At 70.7% G+C, this 3,289-nt stretch carries 3 protein-coding genes; all 3 read left to right on the top strand.

Annotated elements, in window-relative coordinates:
* Nucleotides 1-1,283 (top strand): asparagine synthase-related protein (locus FUT87_RS15755; RefSeq protein WP_222617169.1); only part of this gene is annotated, 1,283 nt, incomplete at its 5' end.
* A gap of 22 nt (nucleotides 1,284-1,305) precedes the next feature.
* Entirely contained in the window at nucleotides 1,306-2,514 is a 1,209-nt protein-coding gene (locus tag FUT87_RS15760) for a glycosyltransferase family 4 protein (RefSeq protein WP_147241624.1), read from the top strand.
* 2 nt (nucleotides 2,515-2,516) lie between these two features.
* Nucleotides 2,517-3,289 (top strand): glycosyltransferase (locus tag FUT87_RS15765; protein WP_222617170.1); only part of this gene is annotated, 773 nt, incomplete at its 3' end.

Raw genomic sequence — 3,289 nt, forward strand, 5'->3', positions numbered from 1 at the left:
GCGGCGACCAGCGCCTGGGCCAGCCGCGCCGCTACTGGGACGTCAGCTTCACCACGGACAACAAGATCGACGAGGTCCAGGCGCAGGAGGAACTGACGCGCCGCCTGCGCGAGGCGGTCAAGCTGCGGTTGATCTCGGAGGTGCCGCTGGGCGCCTTCCTGTCGGGCGGCGTGGACTCCAGCGCCGTGGTCGCGATGATGGCCGGCGAGACCAACGGGCCGGTCAAGACCTGCTCGATGTCCTTCGACGATCCGCAGTACAACGAGTCCGAATTCGCGCAGATGGTGGCGGACCGCTACCAGACCGATCACCACGTGGAGATGGTCCAGAGCGACGACTTCGACCTGATCGACACGCTGGCGCGGCTCTACGACGAGCCCTATGCCGACAGCTCCGCGATCCCGACCTACCGCGTCTGCCAGCTCGCGCGCAAGCATGTGACGGTGGCGCTGTCGGGCGATGGCGGCGACGAGAGCTTCGGCGGCTACCGCCGCTACAAGCTGCACATGATGGAGGAGCGCATGCGCGCCAGCCTGCCGCTGGGGCTGCGCAAGCCGCTGTTCGGCACGCTGGGCCGGCTCTATCCGAAGGCGGACTGGGCGCCGCGCGTGTTCCGCGCCAAGACGACCTTCCAGGCGCTGGCGCGCAATTCGGTGGAGGCCTACTTCCACACCATGTCCGTGATCCGCGACAACGAGCGCCTGCCGCTGTACAGCGCGCGCTTCAAGTCGGAGCTGGGCGGCTACAACGCGCGCGAGCTGTTCCTGCAGCATGCCGAGCGCGCCGGTACCGACGACCCGCTGGCGCTGATCCAGTACATCGACCTGCAGACCTACCTGGTCGGCGACATCAACACCAAGGTGGACCGCGCGTCGATGGCGCACTCGCTGGAGGTGCGCGAGCCGCTGATGGACCACCCGCTGGTCGAGTGGCTGGCCACGCTGCCGTCCCACCTGAAGCTGCGCGGCGGCGAGGGCAAGTACCTGTTCAAGAAGACGCTCGAGCCGCATCTCCCGAACGACGTGCTCTACCGGCCCAAGATGGGCTTCGCCGTGCCGCTGGCGCGCTGGTTCCGCGGGCCGCTGCGCCAGCGCGTGCGTGGCGCGCTGCTGGGCGGGCCGCTGGCGGACTCCGGCATGTTCGACCTCAAGGCCGTGGGCGCGATGGTCGAGCAGCATGAAAACGGCTCGCGCGATCACAGCACGCCGCTGTGGACGCTGCTGATGTACGACGCGTTCCTGCGCAACGTCATGGGCGCGTCCTCGATGCGCGAGGCCGCTTGATCGGCCCGGCGAAGCAGACGGCATGAAGATCCTGTATCACCATCGCACCGCGTCCAAGGATGGCCAGGCGGTCCACATCGAGGAAATGATCGGCTCGCTGCGCGCGCTCGGCCACGAGGTGCGCGTCGTCGCGCCGGGCGGCGAGTCCGCGCCGGAAGAGAAATCGAAGATGGGCGACGACGCCGGCTGGGTGCATCGCCTGCGCGCCAAGCTGCCCAAGTTCGTCTACGAGCTGCTGGAGCTGGCCTACTCGCTGGTGGCCTATCGCCGTCTGGCCGCCGCGGCGCGCGAGTTCCAGCCCGACCTGATCTACGAACGCTACAACCTCTACCTGCTCAGCGGGCTGATGCTGAAGAAGCGGCTCGGCCTGCCGCTGCTGCTGGAGGTGAACGCGCCGCTGGTGGACGAGCGCGCCAGGTTCGGCGGCTTGGCGCTGCCGCGCGTCGCGCGCTGGGCCGAGGACACGGTCTGGCGCGGTGCCGACGCGGTGCTGCCGGTGACGCGGGTGCTGGGATCGATGATCGCCGCGCGCGGCGTGCCGGCCGAGCGCATGGTCGTGATCCCCAACGGCATCAACGAGGCCCACTTCGACGCCGCGCCTTTGCCCGCCGAGGCCAAGCGCGCGCTGGGCTGGGACGACGCGCTGGTGCTGGGCTTCACCGGCTTCGTGCGGGACTGGCACGGCATGGACAAGGTGATCCGCTGGATGGCCACCGGCGCGGCGCCCGCCAACGCGCGGCTGCTGATCGTCGGCGACGGCCCGGAGCGCGCCAACCTGGAGCGGCTGGCCGCCGAGCTCGCGCTGGGCGAGCGCGTGCGTTTCACGGGCGTGGTCTCGCGCGACGAGGTGCCGGCGCACGTGGTCGCCTTCGACATCGCGCTGCAGCCGGCGGTGGTGGCCTATGCCTCGCCGCTCAAGCTCTTCGAGTACCTGGCGCTGGGCAAGGCCATCGTCGCGCCGAGCACGCCCAACATCGAGGAAGTGCTGGACGACGGCGTGAACGCGCTGCTCTTCGATCCCGCCGAGGCCGGTGCGCTGGAAGCGCGCCTGGCGCGTCTGGCGTCGGACGCCGCGCTGCGCGAGCAGTTGGGGCAGGGCGCCCGCGCCACCATCGGCCGCCTGCACCTGACCTGGCACGGCAACGCCGAGCGCGTGGTCGCGCTGGGCCAGTCGCTGCGGGCCGGGCGCGGCGTGGCCGGCGCGGCCCGGCCCACGGATGCGAGGGTCTGAGCGTGCTCAAGCTGCTGACCTTCTCGACGCTGTACCCGAGCGCGGTGATGCCCAGCCACGGCATCTTCGTGGAGACGCGCCTGCGCCACCTGGTGGCCTCGGGCCAGGCCGAGTCGCGCGTGATCGCGCCGGTGCCCTGGTTCCCGCTCAAGGGCGAGCGCTTCGGCGAGTACGGCAAGTTCGCCGCCACGCCGGCGCGCGAGTCGCGCCACGGCCTGGAGGTCGAGCATCCGCGTTTCATCCGCCTGCCCAAGGTCGGCATGAGCAGCGCGCCCTACACGCTGGCCTGGACCTTCCTGCGCGCAGCCAGGCGCCTGCAGGCGCAAGGCGACGACTTCGACCTGATCGACGCGCACTACTTCTATCCCGACGGCGTGGCCGCGGCCTTCGTCGCCAAGGCGCTGAACAAGCCGCTGGTGATCACCGCCCGCGGCACCGACATCAACCTCATCCCCGAGTACCCGTTCCCGCGCAAGCTGATCCTGCGCGCGGCCGAGCAGGCCGACGCGATGATCACCGTCTGCGAGGCGCTCAAGGACGAGCTGGTCGCGCTGGGCGCCGATGCGGCGAAGGTGACCGCGCTGCGCAACGGCGTGGACCTGGCGCTCTTCCATCCCGGTGGACGCGAGGATGCGCGCGCCGCCTTGCAACTCGCGCCGGGCCGCTTCACGCTGGCCTCGGTGGGCCACCTCATCGAGCGCAAGGGCCACGAGCTGGTGATCGGCGCGCTGGCCGAGCTGCCCGACGTCGACCTGCTGATCGCCGGCGCCGCGAT

The organism is Mitsuaria sp. TWR114, from assembly GCF_007997345.1.